This window comes from Streptomyces sp. NPDC026417, from assembly GCF_055567695.1.
Genome location: NZ_JBVHPY010000001.1, coordinates 500,339 through 519,434, shown reverse-complemented (window position 1 = coordinate 519,434; position 19,096 = coordinate 500,339). Strand labels below are relative to the sequence as shown.

At 73.8% G+C, this 19,096-nt stretch carries 18 protein-coding genes; 10 read left to right on the top strand and 8 right to left on the bottom strand.

Annotation, left to right across the window (positions count from 1 at the left end):
• Nucleotides 1-10 precede the first annotated feature (10 nt).
• A complete protein-coding gene (locus tag ACZ4NT_RS02215; protein ID WP_121403324.1) occupies nt 11-559 on the bottom strand; it encodes a hypothetical protein in 549 nt (182 codons plus the stop codon).
• A gap of 160 nt (nt 560-719) precedes the next feature.
• Here ACZ4NT_RS02215 and ACZ4NT_RS02210 point away from each other — a divergent pair, with 160 nt between their 5' ends.
• Nucleotides 720-1,013, top strand: a complete 294-nt coding sequence (locus ACZ4NT_RS02210) for a hypothetical protein (RefSeq protein WP_121403323.1) — start codon at nt 720-722, stop codon at nt 1,011-1,013.
• Between the two features lie 86 nt (nt 1,014-1,099).
• On the opposite strand, the gene ACZ4NT_RS02205 is transcribed toward ACZ4NT_RS02210, so the two are convergent.
• From ACZ4NT_RS02205 to ACZ4NT_RS02195, 3 genes are read right to left on the bottom strand one after another with little or no spacing between them, the layout of a single operon-like run.
• Nucleotides 1,100-2,170, bottom strand: coding sequence for a prenyltransferase/squalene oxidase repeat-containing protein (locus ACZ4NT_RS02205; protein ID WP_121403322.1), 1,071 nt, complete (start codon nt 2,168-2,170; stop codon nt 1,100-1,102).
• Complete coding sequence (locus ACZ4NT_RS02200) at nt 2,167-2,913, bottom strand: class I SAM-dependent methyltransferase (protein ID WP_121403321.1); 747 nt, start codon at nt 2,911-2,913, stop codon at nt 2,167-2,169. The genes ACZ4NT_RS02205 and ACZ4NT_RS02200 overlap by 4 nt, the downstream gene beginning before the upstream one ends.
• The gene (locus ACZ4NT_RS02195; protein WP_467722764.1) at nt 2,907-4,334 is read right to left on the bottom strand and encodes a glycosyltransferase family 4 protein; all 1,428 of its coding nucleotides are present in this window, start codon (nt 4,332-4,334) and stop codon (nt 2,907-2,909) included. Before ACZ4NT_RS02195 ends, ACZ4NT_RS02200 begins: the two co-directional genes overlap by 7 nt.
• 280 nt (nt 4,335-4,614) lie before the next feature.
• Here ACZ4NT_RS02195 and ACZ4NT_RS02190 point away from each other — a divergent pair, with 280 nt between their 5' ends.
• Nucleotides 4,615-5,286: a TetR family transcriptional regulator gene (locus ACZ4NT_RS02190; protein ID WP_121403319.1), complete on the top strand. Its 672-nt coding sequence runs from the start codon at nt 4,615-4,617 to the stop codon at nt 5,284-5,286.
• A 41-nt stretch (nt 5,287-5,327) separates the two neighbouring features.
• Here the strand turns inward: ACZ4NT_RS02190 and ACZ4NT_RS02185 are convergent, their stop codons facing one another.
• Nucleotides 5,328-5,561 (bottom strand): ferredoxin, encoded by a 234-nt coding sequence (locus ACZ4NT_RS02185; RefSeq protein ID WP_121403318.1) that lies wholly within the window; start codon nt 5,559-5,561, stop codon nt 5,328-5,330.
• Nucleotides 5,562-5,563: 2 nt separating this feature from the next.
• Nucleotides 5,564-7,021 (bottom strand): aldehyde dehydrogenase, encoded by a 1,458-nt coding sequence (locus ACZ4NT_RS02180; protein ID WP_467722762.1) that lies wholly within the window; start codon nt 7,019-7,021, stop codon nt 5,564-5,566.
• Between the two features lie 201 nt (nt 7,022-7,222).
• Between ACZ4NT_RS02180 and ACZ4NT_RS02175 the strand changes: the two genes are divergently transcribed.
• The gene (locus ACZ4NT_RS02175) at nt 7,223-8,248 is read left to right on the top strand and encodes an MBL fold metallo-hydrolase (protein ID WP_467722760.1); all 1,026 of its coding nucleotides are present in this window, start codon (nt 7,223-7,225) and stop codon (nt 8,246-8,248) included.
• 193 nt (nt 8,249-8,441) lie between these two features.
• Here the strand turns inward: ACZ4NT_RS02175 and ACZ4NT_RS02170 are convergent, their stop codons facing one another.
• Entirely contained in the window at nt 8,442-8,660 is a 219-nt protein-coding gene (locus ACZ4NT_RS02170; RefSeq protein ID WP_183116864.1) for a phosphotransferase, read from the bottom strand.
• Between the two features lie 636 nt (nt 8,661-9,296).
• On the opposite strand from ACZ4NT_RS02170, the gene ACZ4NT_RS02165 reads away from it, so the two are divergent.
• The 6 genes from ACZ4NT_RS02165 to ACZ4NT_RS02140 all read left to right on the top strand — a co-directional run bounded on the left by ACZ4NT_RS02165 (nt 9,297) and on the right by ACZ4NT_RS02140 (nt 15,939).
• Entirely contained in the window at nt 9,297-10,532 is a 1,236-nt protein-coding gene (locus ACZ4NT_RS02165; protein ID WP_467722758.1) for a prenyltransferase/squalene oxidase repeat-containing protein, read from the top strand.
• A complete protein-coding gene (locus tag ACZ4NT_RS02160; protein WP_121403314.1) occupies nt 10,529-11,182 on the top strand; it encodes an SCO2322 family protein in 654 nt (217 codons plus the stop codon). Before ACZ4NT_RS02165 ends, ACZ4NT_RS02160 begins: the two co-directional genes overlap by 4 nt.
• Before the next feature lie 348 nt (nt 11,183-11,530).
• Nucleotides 11,531-12,640: a CbiQ family ECF transporter T component gene (locus ACZ4NT_RS02155; protein WP_121404757.1), complete on the top strand. Its 1,110-nt coding sequence runs from the start codon at nt 11,531-11,533 to the stop codon at nt 12,638-12,640.
• On the top strand, nt 12,637-14,325 hold the full coding sequence (locus ACZ4NT_RS02150) for an ABC transporter ATP-binding protein (protein ID WP_467722755.1): 1,689 nt from the start codon (nt 12,637-12,639) through the stop codon (nt 14,323-14,325). The genes ACZ4NT_RS02155 and ACZ4NT_RS02150 overlap by 4 nt, the downstream gene beginning before the upstream one ends.
• Nucleotides 14,322-15,152, top strand: a complete 831-nt coding sequence (locus ACZ4NT_RS02145) for an ECF transporter S component (RefSeq protein ID WP_467722753.1) — start codon at nt 14,322-14,324, stop codon at nt 15,150-15,152. Before ACZ4NT_RS02150 ends, ACZ4NT_RS02145 begins: the two co-directional genes overlap by 4 nt.
• A gap of 373 nt (nt 15,153-15,525) precedes the next feature.
• Complete coding sequence (locus ACZ4NT_RS02140; protein WP_121403311.1) at nt 15,526-15,939, top strand: aggregation-promoting factor C-terminal-like domain-containing protein; 414 nt, start codon at nt 15,526-15,528, stop codon at nt 15,937-15,939.
• Between the two features lie 371 nt (nt 15,940-16,310).
• Here ACZ4NT_RS02140 and ACZ4NT_RS02135 read toward each other — a convergent pair whose 3' ends face one another.
• A complete protein-coding gene (locus ACZ4NT_RS02135; RefSeq protein WP_467722751.1) occupies nt 16,311-17,480 on the bottom strand; it encodes a steroid 3-ketoacyl-CoA thiolase in 1,170 nt (389 codons plus the stop codon).
• 317 nt (nt 17,481-17,797) lie between these two features.
• Between ACZ4NT_RS02135 and ACZ4NT_RS02130 the strand changes: the two genes are divergently transcribed.
• Nucleotides 17,798-19,042 (top strand): cytochrome P450, encoded by a 1,245-nt coding sequence (locus ACZ4NT_RS02130; RefSeq protein WP_467722749.1) that lies wholly within the window; start codon nt 17,798-17,800, stop codon nt 19,040-19,042.
• Nucleotides 19,043-19,096 lie beyond the last annotated feature (54 nt).

The following is a 19,096-nucleotide window of genomic DNA, read 5'->3' as shown; positions in this document are numbered from 1 at the left end:
GGGACGGGGATCAGCCGCCCGACAGCTGGGACACCGAGGGCACCTGGTCCGTCACCTCGGCGCCCGCGCTCTTCCCGGCGTCCTTCACCTTGTTGACGATGTCGTCGAAGGAGCCGGCGGCCGCGTCCGCCGAGTCGCCGTTGCGCAGCTTCGAGGGCAGGTCCTTCAGCGCGTCGATACCCGCGGTGAGCGGGGCGACGGCCTTGGCGAGCGTGGGGTCGCCCTCGGCGTTCCTGCGGGCGGCCTTGAGCCGGTTGTAGGTGAAGGCACCCGCGAGCCCCGCCTTGACCAGCGCGGTCCTGCGGCCGTCCGCACCCTTCTTGAAGGTGCCGGCCCGCCAGGGCTTGACGATCCACTGGTAGGTGGCGCCCGCCGCGAGGCCCGCGTTCGCCACGAAGCGCGTCTTGGCGAACTTCTGCTTCTCCGCGGAGCCGGTGGGACTGGGCGTCGCCGAGGCGGTGGCGGTGTCGTCGTCCGTTCCGCCGCACGCGGTCGTGCCGGCGAGCAGGGCACAGGTGAGGGTGAGCGCCGGGAGCAGGCGGCGGGCGGGCACGGGCACGGGGACCTCCGGGTGAACTGCCTCCCGGGGCCCAGGAGCGGACGGCTCTTCCGGCAGCCTCACCCCGCCCCGGCGGCTGCGCCAGCCGGGCGAATCCGTTCGGGTACCGGCCCGGATTCCCGCCAGGTTTCAAACAGGGATTCGGGGCCATCAGAAGGACATGTCCCCTCGATATCGCAACGGTTCCAACCAGGCGGGGACGGTCATCGCGATCGTCGCGGACATCATGGCCGTCATCCTCGGGCTCTGGATCCTGATGTATCTCCTGGACGCGAACCGCGCCAACGACCTGGTGCAGTTCGTGCATGACGTGGCAGCCGTGCTGGCCGGCTGGTCACGTGACCTGTTCACCTTCGACGAGGCATGGGCCCGCGTGGTCGCGGGCTACGGTCTGGCGGCCGTCGTGTACCTGTTCATCGGGCACGCGATCGCCAACCGCATGCACCGGCACTGATCCGGCTCTCTCCGCCGGTCACCAGGGCCGGTCCGGGGGCGGCACTCCGCCGCCCCCGGGCCGGCCCTCCGTCGTCCCCGCGCCTGTTACCTGCAGCAGTCCGGGTCCAGGCCGGCGGGCAGGCGTTCGCCGCCGAAGACCGCACAGGTCGGTTCGTCACCGCCGAGCGCGGCCACCGCGAGGAGCAGCGAACCGGCCGTCCAGGTGGTGAGTTCCTCGGGCCAGACCGCGCCGTCCTCGAAGACGTATCCCGTCCAGTACAGGCCGGTCCCCGGATCGCGCAGGTGCTGGATGGACTGGAGGATCTCCAGGGCGCGGTCGGACTCCCCCACGACCCAGAGGGCCAGGGCGAGTTCGGCCGACTCGCCGCCGGTCACCCACGGGTTGGGGACCACGCAGCGCACACCGAAGCCGGGCACGACGAAGCGGTCCCAGCCCTCCTCTATACGGGACTTGGCCTCGGTGCCGGTCAGCGCGCCGCCCAGCACCGGGTAGTACCAGTCCATCGAGTAGCGGGCCTTGTCGAGGAACCGCTCCGGGTGCCTGCGGATGGCGTGCCGCAGCGCTCCGACCGCCAACTCCCAGTCGGGCTGCGGCTCTTCACGCTGCTCGGCGATGGCGAGCGCGCAGCGCAGCGCGTGGTGGATCGACGAACTGCCGGTCAGCAGGGCGTCGTTCACGGGGGTGCCGTCGTCCTCGCGCTTCCAGCCGATCTGCCCGCCGGGCTGCTGGAGCCGCAGCACCCACTCCACGGCCGCGAAGACCGCGGGCCACATCCGGTCCAGGAACGTGTCGTCGCCGGTGGCCAGGTAGTGGTGCCAGACACCGACGGCGATGTAGGCGCAGAAGTTCGTCTCCCGGCCGCGGTCGGTGACCTCGTCGTGGTTCCCGTCCGTGTACGCGGCGAACCAGGAGCCGTCCGGGTTCTGGTGCCGGGCGAGCCACTCGTAGGCGCGCTCCGCCGCCTCGTGCTCCCCGGCCGCGTCGAGGGCCATGGCCGCCTCGGTGTGGTCCCACGGGTCCAGGTGGTGGCCGCGGAACCACGGGATGGCGCCGTCCGGGCGCTGCACCGCGAGGATCCCGCGCACCGTGGCGGCGGCCTCCTCCGCGGTGAGGACCCCGGGCAGGACGAGGTGTTCTGTCCGGGGCGTCGTCACGAAGCGTCCACCGCGGCGGAGTCGGCGGGCAGGTGGGGCTTGGTCGCGTACGCCACGAAGCTCTTGCCGATCAGCGGGTTCAGCGCCTGCTCGGCGACCCGGGTGGCGAGCGGCTTCTTCATGATGTCCCAGACCAGCAGCTTGTGGTACGCCCGCACCGGCAGCGCCTTGTCGTTGTCGACGCCGAACGCGCACTTCAGCCACCAGTACGGGGAGTGCAGCGCGTGCGCGTGGTGGGTGCCGTACGGCTTGAGCCCGGCCCCGCGCATCTTGGCCAGCAGCTCGTCCGCCTTGTAGATGCGGATGTGGCCGCCCTCGACCTCGTGGTAGGCGTCGGACAGGGTCCAGCAGACCTTCTCGGGGCCGTAGCGCGGGACGGTGATCGCGATGCGGCCGCCCGGCCGCAGCACCCGGACCATCTCCGCGAGGACGCCCTTGTCGTCCGGGATGTGCTCCATGACCTCGGAGATGATCACGACGTCGAAGGACTCGTCGGGGAACGGCAGCGCGAGGGCGTCGCCCTCCATGGCCGTCGCGGTGGCGCCCGCCGGGGCCTCGCCGGCCTCCTTCATCGCCGCGAACCACTTGGCGACCTCGCGGATCTCCTCGCCGTTCTGGTCCAGCGCGACGACCTGGGCGCCGCGCCGGTAGCACTCGAACGCGTGCCGGCCGGCCCCGCAGCCGAGGTCCAGGACGCGGTCTCCCGGGGCGAGCGGGAACCGGGAGAAGTCGACGGTCAGCACGTGGCCCTGCTTTCGCGATCGAGGGTGTCTACGGGGGGCGCGGAGGCGGCGCCCCGGTCCGCCGCGACGGCGGCGCGGACGGGGGCGGCGACGGCGGGCGGCCTCGGGGAGGAGCCCGCGGCGGCGATCGCCTCGCGGTAGCGGGCCACGGTGCCCTCGGCGGCCCGGGCCCAGGTGAAGCGGCGCAGCACCCGGTCCCGGCCGGCCCGGCCGAGCCGGACGCGCAGGGCGGGGTCGCCGAGGACCCGGCCGAGGGCGGCGGCCAGGGCGCCGGCGTCGCCGGGCGGCACCGCGAGGCACGTCTCGCCGTCGGGGCCCGCGACCTCGGGGATCGCCCCGCCGGTTGTGGCCACGAGCGGGGTGCCCGTCGCCATGGCCTCGGCGGCGGGGAGCGAGAACCCCTCGTACAGGGAGGGCACGCAGGCGACCTCGGCCGACCGTACGAGGTCGACGAGTTCGGCGTCCGAGATGCCCTTGACGAACTCGACGCAGCCTTCGAGGCCGTAGCGCTCGATGGCCTGGGCGACGGGGCCGTCCTCGGCCCGTCTGCCGACGACGACGAGATGGGCGGCGGGGTGCTCGGCGCGCACCTTCGCGAGCGCCTCGACGAGGAAGACGAGGCCCTTGAGCGGGACGTCCGCGCTGGACGTCGTGACGATCCGGCCGGGCACCTGCGGCACCGAGGGATCGGGTGAGAAGAGGTCGGTGTCGGCGCCGATGTGGACGACGTGGATGCGGTCGCCGCGTACGCCGAGGTGGTCCATGATCTCCTGGCGCGAGGTGCCGGAGACGGTGAGCACGGACGGCAGCCGGCGTGCGACGCGCTTCTGCATGCGGGTGAAGGCGTACCAGCGGCGGACGGAGGCGCGGCGGCGCCGGCCCTGGGCGGCGTCCAGCTCCAGTCGGCGGTCCACGGTGATGGGGTGGTGGATGGTCGTCACCAGCGGGGCGCCCACCTCGCCCAGCAGTCCGTAGCCGAGCGTCTGGTTGTCGTGCACGACGTCGAAGTCGCCGCGGCGGGCGCGCAGATGGCGCCGGGCGCGGAGCGAGAAGGTCAGCGGCTCCGGGAAGCCGCCGGTCCACATGGTGCCGACCTCCAGGGCGTCGATCCAGTCCCGGTACTCGCCGCGGCCGGGGGTGCGAAAGGGGTCGGGCTGGCGGTACAGGTCGAGGCTGGGCAGCTCGGTGAGGGAGAGCCCGCGCAGGTCCTCGCCCTCGTCGAGCACGGGGTAGGGCTGGGAGCCGATGACCTCGACGCGGTGGCCCAGGCGGGCGAGCTCGCGCGAGAGGTGCCGTACGTACACGCCCTGGCCGCCGCAGAAGGGGTTTCCCTTGTACGTGAGGAGCGCGATGCGCAGGGCTCGGCCGCCGTCGGCGGCAGGGTCCTCCTGGGGACCCGCCTCCATGGCCTCAGCGGTCACTTACGGCCCCCTTCTGCCTGCACTGTCCCGCGAGATTACGCCGGGACGCTAATCTAGAACAAGTTTCAGACTTGATCGTTCAAGGAGCACTGAATCTACCGGCAGGTAGGGCCGGTGTGAGCGGTGGATCAGGTGATTCACGCCACGACGGAGTGGCCCGGTCGACCGACTCGCGCAGGCAGCCGCCCTGTTCGGGCGGAGCCGAGAGCTTGGGGAATGTCCGGCGCCCTGCCATGCTGACTCCTCGCTCCCCCTCGCTGAATGTCATGGAACGGGACTTATGCCTGCGGAAGCCAAGGCGGATGCCACCACCGCGCGGGACGCCGCGCGACCCGCGAACCCGCGCGCCGCCGCGCAGCCCGCCTCGCCCCCGCTGACCGAGCGCCAGGAGGCGCGCCGCCGGCGCATCCTGCACGCGAGCGCGCAGCTGGCCAGCCGGGGCGGCTTCGACGCGGTGCAGATGCGCGAGGTCGCGGAGTCCTCGCAGGTCGCGCTGGGCACGCTGTACCGCTACTTCCCCTCCAAGGTCCATCTGCTGGTCGCCACCATGCAGGACCAGCTGGAGCACATGCACGGCACCCTCCGCAAGAAGCCGCCGGCCGGGGACACCGCGGCCGAACGTGTCGCGGAGACGCTGATGCGGGCCTTCCGGGCGCTGCAGCGGGAGCCGCACCTGGCGGACGCCATGGTCCGCGCGCTGACCTTCGCGGACCGGAGCGTCAGTCCGGAGGTCGACCAGGTCTCCCGCCAGACCACGGTGATCATCCTGGATGCGATGGGTCTGGACGACCCCACCCCGGCGCAGCTCTCCGCGGTCCGCGTCATCGAGCACACCTGGCACTCCGCCCTCATCACCTGGCTCTCCGGCCGCGCCTCCATCGCCCAGGTCAAGATCGACATCGAGACGGTCTGCCGCCTGATCGACCTGACGGAGGCCGGGGGGACGCGGTAGGCGCACGGACGCCGCGCCGGGTCCCCGGGGAGGCCGGGGGCTCACTCCTCGGGAGGGAACACCGGCTCGCCCGAGTTCAGGAGGGTGATCGTGATCGCCTCGACCGGGCAGCCCTCCGCCGCCTCCAGGACCTTCTCGTGGGCGTCGGTGTCCGGTTCGACGGGGTGGGACTGGCGGGCGGCGTCGAGACGGAAGGCGTCGGCGGCGAGGTGGGTGCACTGGGCGGAGCCGATGCAGACGGAACGGTCGACCTCGACGTGCCAGCGGTCTCCCATCCCTACGCCTCCCAGCCGGCCGGGAGGTGGATCATCTTGTGTTCCAGGTACTCGCCGTAGCCCTCGGGGCCGAACTCCCGGCCCAGGCCGGAGTTCTTGTAGCCGCCGAAGGGGCCGAGCATGTCGAGGCTGAAGGTGTTCACGGAGTAGGTGCCGGTACGGACCCGGCGGGCCACGTCGATGCCCTTCTCCACGTCGGTCGTCCAGACGCTGCCGCTCAGCCCGTACTCCGAGTCGTTGGCGATCTTCACGGCCTCGGCCTCGTCGCCGTACGGGAGCAGGCAGATGACGGGGCCGAAGATCTCCTCGCGGGCGACGCGCATCGAGTTGTCGACGTCGCCGAACAGGGTCGGCTCCACGTACCAGCCGCGTTCCAGGCCGGGCGGACGGCCGCCGCCGGTGAGGATCTTGGCGCCCTCCTCCTGGCCGATGCGGATGTAGTCGAGGCTGCGCTGCTGCTGGCGCCTGGCGACCAGCGGCCCCACCTGCGTCGCCGGGTCCAGCGGGTCGCCGACCACGAGTTCGCCCGCCGCCGTGGCGAAGGCGTCCGCGAACTCGTCGTAGCGCGAGCGCGGCACGAGGATCCGGGTCTGCGCCACGCACGCCTGGCCGTTGTTCATCCACGCCGCCGAGACGATCCCGGGGACGGCCGTGGCGAGGTCGGCGTCCGGCAGCACGACGGCCGCCGACTTGCCGCCCAACTCCAGCGTCACGCGCGTGAGACGGCGCGACGCCACCTCCATGACCCGCCGACCGGCGGCCACCGACCCGGTGAAGGAGACCTTGTCGACGCCGGGATGCCCGACCAGGTACTCGCTCACCTCGCGGTCCGCCGGAAGGATCGACAGGACCCCCTCGGGCAGGCCCGCCTCCCGTGCGATCTCGCCGAGCAGATAGGCGTCCAGGGGGGATTCGGGGGACGGCTTGAGGACGACCGTGCAGCCGGTCAGCAGTGCGGGGGCGAGCTTGGCGGCAGCCACGAACTGCGGCACGTTCCACGGCACCACGGCCGCGACCACGCCCACCGGCTCGCGCCGGACGAGGATTCTTCCGAGGACGCCGTCCCGTGCCTCCTCGTGGACGAAGTCCCGGGCGACGGTGATCGCCGCGTCCCAGACCATCATCGCGCCGAGCGCCTGCGCGAGGACGCTCCAGGAGTAGGGGGAGCCGTTCTCGGAGGAGATCACCCGGGCGATCTCCTCGTGCCGCAGGGCGATCCCGTCTTTGATCCGGGCGACGACCTCGATCCTCTCGTCGAGCGTCATCCGCGGCCAGGGCCCCTCGTCGAACGCCCGGCGCGCGGCGGCGACGGCCCGGTCGACGTCCGGCGCCGAGGCGTGCGGGACGCGCCCGATGACCTCCTCCGTGTGGGGCGAGACCACCTCGATGACGTCCTTGCCCAGGGGGTCCGTCAACTCCCCGCCTATGAACAGCTGTCCGTGTTCCACGAGCTCGGTCATGGCGACTGCCTCCCCGGAGGACGCTCTCTGACGAGTCATCAGATACGAGAACTGATACCAGTTCCCGCCCACGGAGTCCACGGAGCGCACGAGGTCCCGGTGGCCCCGCCGGACGGAAGCGGCACCGGGACGGTCTGCTCGGGCTCCCATTGGAACTGGTTCTAGTTATAGTGACCGGAACACGGCGATTGGTGGAAGCCCATGGCGCAGGTGACCGATCACGGCGGTGGCGTACGGTCCATCAGGGTCCCCCTCCCGGACAACCCCCTCGGCCACACCCTGGTGTACGTCGTGGACACCGACCGCGGGCCCGTCCTGATCGACACGGGCTGGGACGACCCCGCCTCCCTCGACGTCCTGGCCGCCGGGCTCACGGCCTGCGGCACCTCCGTCGCCGAGATCCACGGGGTGGTCGTCACCCACCACCACCCCGACCACCACGGACTGTCCGCGTCGGTGCGGGAGGCGTCCGGCGCCTGGATCGCCATGCACGCCGCGGACGCCTCCGTCGTCCGGCGGATGCGCGAGTACCGGCCCGAGTTGTGGTTCACGTACATGGCGGACAAGCTCGCCGCGGCCGGGGCGCCCGAGGAACACGTCGCGCCGCTGCGCACCGCCCGCCCCCGCCGGTTCCCCGGCTTCTCCCCCGCCCTCCCCGACCGCGAGATCGCCCCCGGCGACCTGCTCGACCTGCCCGGCCGCAGGCTGCGCGCGATCTGGACGCCCGGCCACACGCCGGGCCACGTCTGCCTGCACCTGGAGGAGGACCATCCGGCGCAACTCCCCGGCCGGGGGCGCCTGTTCTCCGGCGACCACCTGCTGCCGGAGATCACCCCGCACATCGGCCTCTACGAGGACCCGGACGACGCCACGGTCACCGATCCGCTCGGCGACTACCTCGACTCCCTGGAGCGGGTGGGCCGCCTCGGCGCCGCCGAGGTACTCCCCGCCCACCAGTACGCGTTCACCGACGCACCCGCGCGCGTACGGGCCCTGCTCGACCACCACGAGGAGCGGCTCACCGGGCTCCTCGGTCTGCTCCGCGTCCCGCTCACCGCCTGGCAGTTGGCCGAGCGCATGGAGTGGAACCGCCCCTGGGACCGGATCCCGTACGCCTCGCGGAACATCGCCGTCTCCGAGGCCGAGGCCCATGTGCGCAGGCTGGTGAAACTGGGGCGGGCGGAGACCCTACCGGGCAGCGAGCCCGTGACGTACGTGGCCGTGTGAGCGGCGCGGTCCCGGCGGGAACCGGGTCCGGCTCCCCGCCCTGCGCGCGCTCCCCGCGGTCCCGGTCGCGCCCGGGTCGGCGGGCCAGGGCGCGCACCGACTGCTCGGCTTCGGCGAGGAGTTCCACCTCGCGGGGGGCTCATCGTGGGGTCGGCTTCCCGGCGCGCGCGTGCCTCGGTCAGCCCCTCCTCCGTCAGTTGCGCCGCGTTCCCCTCCAGCAGGGCCGCCGGCGTCGCGCGGGCGGCTGCGGTGACGGGTTCGCGGCCGACGCGACGTGCGCGAGGATCACGCAGGACATGCCCCGGTCCAGACCGGGCGGACCCTCCTCGGCGTTCGCCCGGTCGATGACCCGCGGGCCGTCCGGAGTGAGCATCACGTTGTCGGGGTGCGGGTCGAGATGCGGGATGCGCACGCGGGGTCGGGGGACAGGCGGGCAGCGCGCGCAGACCGAGCAGCAGCCGCGCCAGGAGCAGACCGGCCTCCCGCGGCTCCAGCAGTCCGGCGGCGTACGCCGCCGGCACGGTGGGGCCGGACACCCGCCCCACCACCAGCTCGGAACGGGTGGCCCGCCGCGGCTCCGGCACGGGACAGCCGGGTGCGCGCACGTGCTCCGTCGGCACGGCCCCGGCCACCGCGTCCCCGAAGCCGTCCCGGTAGCGGCGCAGCGCCCACGCCCCGTCGATCGCGTACACGTCCGCCGTCCGCCCGGAACCGAGCAGCCTCGCCGTCGTCGCCGTGGGCGGAACCCACCGGGTCCGCGGAGCCGCCCGCGGGCTCCGCACAGGTGGGCCTCGGGACGGCCGCCGGCGGGCCGGTAGAGTGAGCGCGTCGTCATCACACCCGTACGGGGGGAAGCCGGTGCAATTCCGGCGCTGACCCGCAACCGTGAACCGTCCGCAGGACGGTGAGCCGGATCGCCTCGCGCGGGACGTGACCGGCTCGTGCCATCGGCAGCCCGCCGCTGGCCGGCACCGTCGAGGGATACGGAGCCGGAGCCACCCGGTACTCCAGCGTGCCCGGTGCTGCCCGGCTCCCCGCAGGGAGAGTCATGATTGTTCGCCGCAGCGCCGCGGTACTGGCCGTCACCGCAGTGATCGGTACGGCGGTCGCACCCGCCGCCCTCGCCGACGACTCGTCCCCGTCCGCGTCGCCGTCGCAGGCGATCCCCTCCGGCCTCTACGGCTCCACCGACCCCGAATACGACGGTGTCTGGCGGCAGTCGCTCGCGCTGCTCGCCCAGCACACGGTCGGTGTGAAGCCCGCCGCCAAGGCCGTCGACTGGCTCACCGGACAGCAGTGCGCGAACGGCGCCTTCGCCCCGTACCGCGCCGACGCGTCCGCGAAGTGCGACGCCAAGACGATGGTGGACACCAACAGCACCGCCGCCGCCGTGCAGGCGCTCGCCGCGCTCGGCGGCCACGGCGCCGAGACGGACAAGGCCGTCGCCTGGCTGAAGTCCGCGCAGAACAAGGACGGCGGCTGGGGCTTCACCGCGGGCGGCGCCAGCGACGCGAACTCGACCTCCGTGGTGACCGGCGCGCTCGCCGCCGCGGGCCGGAAGCCCGGGGACGTCTCCCGGGACGGCAGGACCCCGTACGACGCCCTGGTGAAGCTGGCGATCCCCTGCGACGAGGACGGCGGCGGGGCCTTCGCCTACCAGCCGGACAAGAAGGGGGCGCTCGCGGCCAACGAGGACGCCACCGCGGCCGGTGTGCTGGGCGCCCTCGGCAAGGGCTTCGCGACGACGGCGGGCCGGGCCTCGGGCGGGACGGCGTGCACGGACGCCGAGCCGCCGACGGCCGGGGACGCGGCCCGCAACGGCGCGGCCCACCTCGCCGACACCCTGCACGGCACCCCGTACCTGAAGTCGGCGATGCCCGGCGCCAAGGACCAGCCCGACTACGGCAACACCGCCGACGCGGTCGTCGCGCTCGCCGCCGCGGGCCGGACCGACGCCACGAAGAAGCCCCTCGCCTGGCTGGAGAAGAAGTCCGCGGCGTGGGCGGCGAACTCCGGGCCCGCCGCGTACGCGCAGCTGATCTTCGCGGCGCACGCCACGGGAACCGACCCGCGCGCCTTCGGCGGGACCGATCTGGTCGAGCGCCTCGGCGCGACCGGCCCGGCGGCCGAGGCCGCCGAGCGCTCGGACGCCGCCGGCGACAAGAAGAAGGACAGTGACGAGGACAGCGGGCTCGGCGTCTGGTGGATCGTCGGTGTGGGCCTGGTCGCCGGTATCGGCGTGGGCTTCCTGATCAGCGGCCGCAACAGGAAGCAGCAGCTGTGAACCGGCGCGGTGCCGTCGCCTCGGTCCTCGCCGTGCTGCTCCTCGTGCTCGGCGGGGCCGGGCAGGCCCAGGCCGTCGGCTACCGCTACTGGTCGTTCTGGGACCTGACGGACGGCGCGTGGGCGTACGCCACGCAGGGGCCGTCGACCGCGCGGCCGTCCGACGGCGACGTGCAGGGCTTCCGGTTCGCGGTGAGCGAGGACTCCTCGCGGGCGGCGAAGCCGCGCGGCGACGCCGACTTCTCCTCGATCTGCGCCGGCACACCCGCGCGGGACGGCCGGAAGCGGATCGCCCTCGTCCTCGACTTCGGTACGGCCGCGGACGCGCCGTCCGGTGAGACACCGCCGCGCCCCCGCACCGCCTGTGCGCGGGTGCGCACCGACGCGACGACGGCCGAGGCGCTCGCCGCCGTCGCGAAGCCGCTGCGCTACGACGGCAACGCGCTGCTGTGCGCCATCGCGGCCTATCCGCGGACCGGCTGCGGCGAACCGGTCGCGGCCGGCGAACCGCGCGCCTCCGCCCGGCCCGGGTCCGCGTCCGGGTCCGGCTCCACCGACTCCGGCCCGTCGGTCGGCCTGCTCGCCGGTCTCGCGGCGGTGGCGGTCCTGGGGGCGGCGGCGGTCTGGCAGGCCCGGCGCCGCCGGGACTGATGTGAGGTGGGACCTTTGACGACGGACGAGAACGGCCGTCCCGTTCCCCCCACGGGCGCCCCTTCGCCCCCGCCCGGGGACGGCCGCACCCCGCCCCGGCCCGGACGGGCCGCGGACGCCGTCGCCGAACCGGAACAGCGGACCCCCCGCACCGAACGGAACCCGGGCCTCCCCGGCGACCCGAAGCGCCGGGGTGCCGTCACCGAGGACCGGGAGGCCCTCCGCGGACCGGCGCGGTGGGGCCCGCGCGGCGAGCGGACCCAGGAGGACCTCGGCGATCCGACGCGCCTGGGTGCCGGGGCCGGGAAGGACCGGAACGCCCTCGGAGGCCGTCCGCGTCGGCCGGGCGTGCTGCCCCGGCCCCGGCGGCACCTGTCCCCGGTGGCGCACCGCGGCAACGCCCTGCACCCGGGCGCCTGGTGGATCTGGGCCCTGGGCCTGGGCACCGCCGCCTCCCGTACCACCAACCCGCTCCTCCTCGCCCTGCTCATCGGCGTGGCCGGCTACGTCGTGGCCGCCCGCCGGACCGACGCGCCCTGGGCCCGTTCGTACGGCGCCTTCGTGAAGCTCGCCCTCGCCGTCCTGACCATCCGCCTGGCCTTCGCCGTGTTCCTCGGCTCCCCGGTCCCGGGTACGCAGGTCGTCCTCACGCTGCCCGAGGTACCCCTGCCCGGCTGGGCACAGGGGGTCCGCATCGGCGGCCGGGTCACCGCCGAAGGCCTGGTCTTCGCCCTGTACGACGGCCTGAAGCTGGCCACCCTGCTCATCTGCGTGGGGGCGGCGAACGCGCTCGCGAACCCGGCGCGGCTGCTCAAGTCGCTGCCGGGCGCGCTGTACGAGGCGGGCGTCGCCGTCGTCGTCGCGCTGACGTTCGCGCCGAACCTGATCGCCGACGTCCAGCGGCTGCGCGCGGCACGCCGGCTGCGCGGTCGCCCCGACCGGGGCCTGCGGGGGCTGCTGCACGTCGGACTCCCGGTCCTGGAAGGCGCGTTGGAACGCTCCGTCGCCCTGGCGGCGGCGATGGACGCGCGCGGCTACGGACGGACCGCCGAGGTCCCGGCCGCGGTCCGCCGCACCACCTCCGCCCTCACCCTGGGCGGTCTGCTCGGCGTCTGCGGGGGCACGTACGGCGTGCTGACCGCCGAGGGCGCGAGCTACGGACTGCCCGTGCTGCTCACCGGGCTGGCCGCGGCGCTCGGCGGCCTGTGGCTGGGCGGCCGCCGCTCCCTGCGCACGCGCTACCGGCCGGACGTCTGGGGCGTGCGGGCCTGGCTGGTCTCGGCCTCCGGGGTCGCGGTGGCCGGTCTGCTGATCCTGGCCGGCGCGCGCGACCCGGCGGCGATGCACCCCGGGATCGTGCCGCTGACCGCCCCCGCCCTGCCGCTGTGGCCCGCCGCCGCGATCCTGCTCGGACTGCTGCCCGCCGTCCTCGCGCCGACCCCGAAGGAGTCCTCATGATCCGCTTCGCGGACGTCTCGGTGACGTACGAAGGGGCGGCGGAGCCTACCGTCCGGGGCCTGGACTTCGAGGTCCCGGAGGGCGAACTGGTCCTGCTGGCGGGCCCGTCGGGGGTCGGCAAGTCGACCGTGCTGGGCGCGGTCGGCGGTCTGGTGCCGCACTTCACGGGCGGCACCCTGCGGGGCCGCGTCACCGTCGCCGGGCGGGACACCCGCACCCACAAGCCGCGCGAACTGGCGGACGTCGTGGGCACAGTGGGCCAGGACCCGCTGTCCCACTTCGTCACGGACACGGTCGAGGACGAACTGGCCTACGGGATGGAGTCGCTGGGCCTGGCCCCGGCCGTGATGCGCCGCCGCGTCGAGGAGACCCTGGACCTGCTGGGGCTGGCCGACCTGCGCGACCGCCCCATCGCCACCCTGTCCGGCGGCCAGCAGCAGCGGGTCGCCATCGGTTCGGTGCTCACCCCGCACCCCCAGGTGCTGGTCCTCGACGAGCCGACGTCCGCCCTGGACCCCGCCGCCGCCGAGGAGGTCCTCGCCGTCCTCCAGCGGCTCGTCCACGACCTTGGTACGACGGTGTTCCTGGCCGAGCACCGGCTGGAGCGGGTCGTCCAGTACGCGGACCGGGTCGTCCTGCTGCCCGCCCCGGGGGCCGCACCGGTCCTCGGCACCCCGGCCGAGGTGATGGCCGTCTCCCCGGTGTGTCCGCCCGTGGTGGAGCTGGGCCGGTTCGCCGGCTGGTCCCCGCTTCCGCTGACCGTGCGCGACGCCCGCCGGACGGCCGGCGCCCTGCGGGACCGGCTCGCGGCGCTCCCCCCGGCCGTCCGCGCGGTTCCGGCACCGGGGACGGCGCCGGACGCACCCGGCCCGGGGCCCGCCGCCCGCCGCCCCCGGTTCCTGCGCACGCGGACTCCTCACGCGCCGGCCGCTCCGGTCGCGGCGTCCGTGCGGGGTCTCGGAGTCCGCAGGGGCCGCGTGGAAGCGCTGCGGCGGGTGGACCTGACGGCCGCCCCCGGGGAGACCATCGCCCTGATGGGCCGCAACGGCGCCGGGAAGTCGACCCTGCTCTCCGCACTCGTCGGCCTGGTCGAGCCGTCCGCGGGATCGGTGCGGGTCGGCGGGTCGGTGCCGCACCGCACCGCGCCGCGCGACCTCGTGCGCCAGGTCGGTCTCGTCCCCCAGGAACCACGGGATCTGCTGTACGCCGACACGGTGGCCGCGGAGTGCACGGCCGCCGACCAGGACGCGGGCGCCGAGTCCGGCACCTGCCGCGGCCTGGTGGGCGAACTGCTCCCGGGCATCGGCGACGACACGCATCCCCGGGACCTGTCGGAGGGGCAGCGGCTGGCGCTGGCCCTGGCCGTCGTGCTGACCGCGCGCCCGCCCCTGCTGCTGCTCGACGAGCCGACCCGCGGCCTCGACTACGCGGCGAAGGCCCGGCTGGTCGCCGTGCTGCGCGCGCTGGCCGCGGCCGGTCACGCCATCGTGCTGGCCACCCACGACGTGGAGCTCGCCGCGGAGATCGCCCACCGGGTGGTGATCCTCGCCGACGGGGAGGTCGTCGCCGACGGCCCCACGGCCGAGGTGGTCGTCGCCTCCCCCTCCTTCGCCCCGCAGGTGACCAAGATCCTGGCGCCGCAGCGCTGGCTCACCGTCGCCGAGGTCCGGGGGGCCCTCGCGTGACCGGGTCCGAGGCCGCCGGCCGGCCGCAGGCCCGCGCCGTCCGGCTCGGCCCCCGCTCGGTCGCCGCCCTCGTCCTGGTCAGCGCGGTGGGCGTGGCCGGGTTCGGCTGGCCGCTCCTGGCCGGACCGGACTCCCAGGTGAACGCGCACGCCCAGGACGCGCCCTGGCTCTTCGCCGGCCTTCTCGTGCTGCTGGTCGCGGTCGTCGCCGCGACGATCTCCGAGTCCGGGCTCGGCCCCAAGGCGGTCGCCATGCTCGGCGTGCTGGCGGCGACCGGTGCCGCACTGCGGCCGATCGGGGCCGGGACCGCCGGGATCGAGCCGATGTTCTTCCTGCTGGTGCTCAGCGGCCGGGTGCTCGGCCCCGGCTTCGGCTTCGTCCTCGGGTCCGTGACCATGTTCGCGTCCGCCCTGCTCACCGGCGGGGTGGGGCCGTGGATGCCGTTCCAGATGCTCGCCATGGGGTGGTTCACGATGGGGGCCGGGCTGCTGCCGGGTCCCGACCGGCTGCGCGGGCGGGGCGAGCTGGCGATGCTCGCCGCGTACGGCTGCCTCGCCGCCTTCGCGTACGGCACCGTCATGAACCTGATGGGCTGGCCTTTCCTGGGCACCCTGGCCTCCAGCGTCGCCTTCGATCCGCACGACTCCCTGCACGCCAACCTCGTACGGTTCCTCGCCTACTGCGTGACCACCTCGCTCGGCTGGGACCTGGGGCGGGCCGTCGTGACCGTCGTCCTGACCCTCACCCTCGGCGCCCCCCTCCTCAGGGCGCTGCGCCGGGCCACCCGGCGGGCCGCCTTCGAGACCCCGGTCACCTTCCGGCCCTGACCCGCCGAGGCGCGGGTCACATCCGCCGGCCGCGCTCGGTGACGCCCGCGCACGCTCGGTCACCCCGGGAGTGAGCCGGCCCACAGGACGTTGGTCCTCTACGAAGCCGGGCCGTAGCGGAAACGGCTGACATGCACGCGTCGCCCAGCTCTCTGACCTGCCGTTTGAGAGCCCGATCACAGAAGGCACTTCTCCCCCGCATGCGACCACCACTAGTAAAAGGGGTCATTGCGGACGCCTGCCGGGCCTGTTTCTCTGGATGAGTCGCCAGGCGCCGACGTGCCCTCCCGGGCCGCGGCGCCGCCGTATGCCCGCCGCCTCCGTGCGGTCCGGCCTGCCGGCGCACTCCCCGCCCCCGACGAAAAGGTGCTTCGTGTCCGTCTCCGTCATCCGCCGCATCGCCTCCCCGAAGAAGGCCCTCACGACCGCCGCCGTGGCCGCCGCCGCGACCGGCATGGTGTTCGCCGCGGCTCCCGCCCACGCCGCGACCACCTCGGCCTCCTCCGCGCAGTCGATCGCGCACAAGATGATCCCGGACGCCGCGCAGTACAACGCGTTCAGCAAGATCGTCGAGCACGAGAGCGACTGGAACGTCACCGCCACGAACTCCTCGTCCGGCGCCTACGGCCTGGTCCAGGCCCTGCCCGGCAACAAGATGGCCACCAAGGGCTCCGACTGGAAGACCAGCGCCGAGACCCAGATCAAGTGGGGTCTGGACTACATGAACGACCGCTACGGCAGCCCGGTCGGCGCCTGGAACTTCTGGCAGAGCCACGGCTGGTACTGACCGGCCCCACCGGGACCACGACGTCCCACCGGACGCGCGCGCCCGCGACGCGGCGCCACCGGCACCCCCCGTACGCGAAGGCGGCGGCCCTTGATCCCCGGGCCGCCGCCTTCGCCATGCGCCGAGGCCGGGGAGACCGGCTCGCCGACCGTCCACGGAGGCGGGCGGTGGGGCGCCGCACGTCCGTGGACGCCGGGGTGTCGAGGCGCTCCTCGTCCGTGGACGCCGGAGCGCGGACGCGCCGCGCGTCCGCGGGCGCCCGAGCGCAGACGGCCACGCCCTCTCCCCCGCGCCCGGCACCCCGCGTCACGCCCCACGGCGCCGGTGAGCCTCGCCCCCGCACCCGGCTCCGCGGCACGGCCCGGCCCGCCTCACAGCCGCTGGATGATCGTCCCGGTGGACAGCGCGCCGCCCGCGCACATCGTGATGAGCGCGAACTCCTTGTCCCGGCGCTCCAGTTCGTGCAGAGCCGTGGTGATCAGCCGTGCCCCCGTCGCCCCGACCGGATGCCCGAGGGCGATCGCGCCGCCGTTGACGTTGACCTTCTCCAGGTCCTGCTCGAAGACCTGCGCCCAGCTCAGCACCACGGACGCGAAGGCCTCGTTGATCTCGACGAGGTCGATGTCCTTGAGGGACATGCCCGCCTTGCCCAGCACCGCCCGCGTCGCGTCGATCGGACCGTCCAGGTGGTAGTGCGGATCGGCGCCCACCAGCGCCTGGGCGACGATGCGGGCCCGCGGACGCAGCTTCAGCGCCCGCGCCATCCGCTTGGACGCCCACATCAGGGCACACGCGCCGTCGGAGATCTGGGAGGAGTTGCCCGCGGTGTGCACGGCGGTCGGCATCACCGGCTTCAGCCGCGCCAGGCCCTCCATGGTGGTGTCCCGCAGCCCCTCGTCCCGGTCGACCAGGCGCCACATGCCCTGCCCGGCCCCCTGCTCCTCCTCGGTGGTGGGCACCTGCACGGCGAAGGTCTCGCGCTTGAAGCGCTCCTCGGACCAGGCGTTCGCGGCCCGCTCCTGGGAGATGAGACCGAGCGAGTCCACGTTCTCGCGGGTCAGCCCGCGGTGCCGCGCGATGCGTTCCGCCGCCTCGAACTGGTTCGGCAGGTCGACGTTCGACTCCTCGGGGAAGGGCTTCCCCGGTCCGTGCTTGGACCCCGAGCCCAGCGGCACGCGGGACATCGCCTCGACTCCGCAGCTGATGCCGATGTCGATCACGCCCGCGGCGATCATATTGGCGACCATGTGCGAGGCCTGCTGCGAGGACCCGCACTGGCAGTCGACCGTCGTCGCCGCGGTCTCGTAGGGCAGGCCCATGGTGAGCCAGGCGGTGCGCGCGGGGTTCATGGACTGCTCGCCGGCGTGGGTCACCGTGCCGCCGACGATCTGCTCGACGCAGTCGGCGTGGATGCCGGTGCGGCCGAGGAGCTCACGATAGGTCTCGCCCAGGAGATAGGCGGGATGCAGATTGGCGAGCGCGCCGCCGCGCTTGCCGATGGGGGTGCGTACGGCTTCGACGATCACGGGTTCCGCGGCCATGGGGTCGTCCTCTCCTAAGGGCCTGCCCGGCGGACCTGGGCCCTGCTCACCCGCGCGGCGCGGGCGTCCCGGCCACCCGCCACGCTGAACTAGTACGCGTTCTAGTTCTGCGTGCAGTCTGCGGAGCCGAGGGTCCGGGCCGCAAGGGTCGTGCAGTCCCCGAAGTCGTGATCTGCACGAGTCCCGCACGCAATTGACGGTGCCGCACCCCTTGCCACTTGTAGAACCCGTTACTACCGTCACGGCACTCGCCGGCTTCTGATGGGCCGTCAGAATCCGGCCGTTCACCGCAGTACGCGCGAGACCTGGAGTTGCCGATGCCCTGTCCAGCGCTGCCCGACGGGTTCGACTTCACCGACCCCGATGTGCTGCACCACCGCGTGCCCCACCCGGAGTTCGCCGAGCTGCGCCGGGTCGAACCGGTCCACTGGGTCCCGCAGCGGCCCGGCATCGCCGGCTTCGACGACGACGGCTATTGGGCCGTCACGCGGCACGCGGACGTCAAGTACGTCTCCACGCACCCCGAGCTCTTCTCCTCCTGGGTCAACACCGCCATCATCCGCTTCAACGACCGCATCCAGCGCGAGCAGATCGAGGTGCAGCGGCTCATTCTGCTGAACATGGACCCGCCGGAGCACACCCGGGTCCGGCAGATCGTGCAGCGCGGATTCACCCCGCGAGCGATCCGCGCCCTGGAGGACGCCCTGCGCACCCGGGCGGGCCGGATCGTCGAGCGGGCGCTCGCGAACCCGGGGCCGGACGGCACCTTCGACTTCGTCACCCAGGTCGCCAGCGAGCTGCCCCTGCAGGCGATCGCCGAGCTGATCGGCGTCCCGCAGGACGACCGGGCGAAACTCTTCGACTGGTCCAACAAGATGATCTCCTACGACGACCCGGAGTTCGCGATCACCGAGGAGGTCGGCGCCGAGTCCGCCACCGAACTCATCTCGTACGCGATGAACATGGCCGTCGACCGCAAGCAGTGCCCGGCCGAGGACATCGTCACCAAGCTGGTCGCGGCCGAGGACGAGGGCAACCTGGCCTCCGACGAGTTCGGCTTCTTCGTCCTGGTGCTGGCCGTCGCGGGCAACGAGACGACCCGCAACGCCATCACCCACGGCATGCACGCCTTCCTCACCCACCCCGACCAGTGGGAGCTCTACAAGAGCGAGCGGCCGGCCACCACCGCAGAGGAGATCGTGCGCTGGGCCACGCCCGTGGTCTCCTTCCAGCGCACGGCGACCCAGGACGTCGAACTGGGCGGCAGCCGCATCAGGAAGGGCGACCGCGTCGGCATCTTCTACTCCTCGGCCAACAACGACCCGGAGGTCTTCGACCGCCCCGAGGTCTTCGACATCACCCGAGACCCGAATCCGCACCTCGGCTTCGGCGGGGGCGGCCCGCACTTCTGCCTCGGGAAGTCCCTGGCCACCCTGGAGATCGACCTGATGTTCCGCGCCATCGCCGACGCGATGCCGGACCTGCGCATCGCCGGTGACCCGCGCCGGCTGCGCTCCGCCTGGCTGAACGGCGTCAAGGAGCTGCGGGTCACCCACGCGTAGGGAGGTGCCGTCCGGATCCCGCCGGGCGGCACCTCCGAGCGACCGGACCGGCGT